The sequence below is a fragment of the Streptomyces sp. NPDC048606 genome (assembly GCF_040650855.1).
Classification (GTDB): domain Bacteria; phylum Actinomycetota; class Actinomycetes; order Streptomycetales; family Streptomycetaceae; genus Streptomyces.
Window position 1 is genome coordinate 1 of sequence record NZ_JBEZIB010000109.1, and the last position, 1,428, is coordinate 1,428.

At 56.1% G+C, this 1,428-nt stretch carries 1 rRNA gene; it reads left to right on the plus strand.

The features are described 5' to 3' along the window. A 23S ribosomal RNA gene (locus AB0D01_RS39720) occupies window positions 1–1,396 on the plus strand; the annotation flags it as partial. Between the last annotated feature and the right edge of the window lie 32 nt (window positions 1,397–1,428).

The following is a 1,428-nucleotide window of genomic DNA, read 5'->3' on the forward strand; positions in this document are numbered from 1 at the left end:
AAGGCTGAGACCTGATGCCGAGCCGATTGTGGTGAAGTGGATGATCCTATGCTGTCGAGAAAAGCCTCTAGCGAGTTTCATGGCGGCCCGTACCCTAAACCGACTCAGGTGGTCAGGTAGAGAATACCGAGGCGTTCGGGTGAACTATGGTTAAGGAACTCGGCAAAATGCCCCCGTAACTTCGGGAGAAGGGGGGCCATCACTGGTGATCGGACTTGCTCCGTGAGCTGGGGGTGGCCGCAGAGACCAGCGAGAAGCGACTGTTTACTAAAAACACAGGTCCGTGCGAAGCCGTAAGGCGATGTATACGGACTGACGCCTGCCCGGTGCTGGAACGTTAAGGGGACCGGTTAGTGACCTTTCGGGGTTGCGAAGCTGAGAACTTAAGCGCCAGTAAACGGCGGTGGTAACTATAACCATCCTAAGGTAGCGAAATTCCTTGTCGGGTAAGTTCCGACCTGCACGAATGGCGTAACGACTTCTCGACTGTCTCAACCATAGGCCCGGTGAAATTGCACTACGAGTAAAGATGCTCGTTTCGCGCAGCAGGACGGAAAGACCCCGGGACCTTTACTACAGTTTGATATTGGTGTTCGGTTCGGCTTGTGTAGGATAGGTGGGAGACTTTGAAGCCGTGACGCCAGTCATGGTGGAGTCGCCGTTGAAATACCACTCTGGTCGTGCTGGATGTCTAACCTCGGTCCGTGATCCGGATCAGGGACAGTGTCTGATGGGTAGTTTAACTGGGGCGGTTGCCTCCCAAAGGGTAACGGAGGCGCCCAAAGGTTCCCTCAGCCTGGTTGGCAATCAGGTGTTGAGTGTAAGTGCACAAGGGAGCTTGACTGTGAGACCGACGGGTCGAGCAGGGACGAAAGTCGGGACTAGTGATCCGGCGGTGGCTTGTGGAAGCGCCGTCGCTCAACGGATAAAAGGTACCCCGGGGATAACAGGCTGATCTTCCCCAAGAGTCCATATCGACGGGATGGTTTGGCACCTCGATGTCGGCTCGTCGCATCCTGGGGCTGGAGTCGGTCCCAAGGGTTGGGCTGTTCGCCCATTAAAGCGGTACGCGAGCTGGGTTTAGAACGTCGTGAGACAGTTCGGTCCCTATCCGCTGTGCGCGTAGGAATATTGAGAAGGGCTGTCCCTAGTACGAGAGGACCGGGACGGACGAACCTCTGGTGTGCCAGTTGTCCTGCCAAGGGCATGGCTGGTTGGCTACGTTCGGGAGGGATAACCGCTGAAAGCATCTAAGCGGGAAGCCTGCTTCAAGATGAGTATTCCCACCTCCTTGAGAGGGTAAGGCTCCCAGTAGACGACTGGGTTGATAGGCCAGATGTGGAAGCCCGGTAACGGGTGGAGCTGACTGGTACTAATAGGCCGAGGGCTTGTCCTCAGTTGCTCGCGTCCACTGTGTTAGTTCTGAAG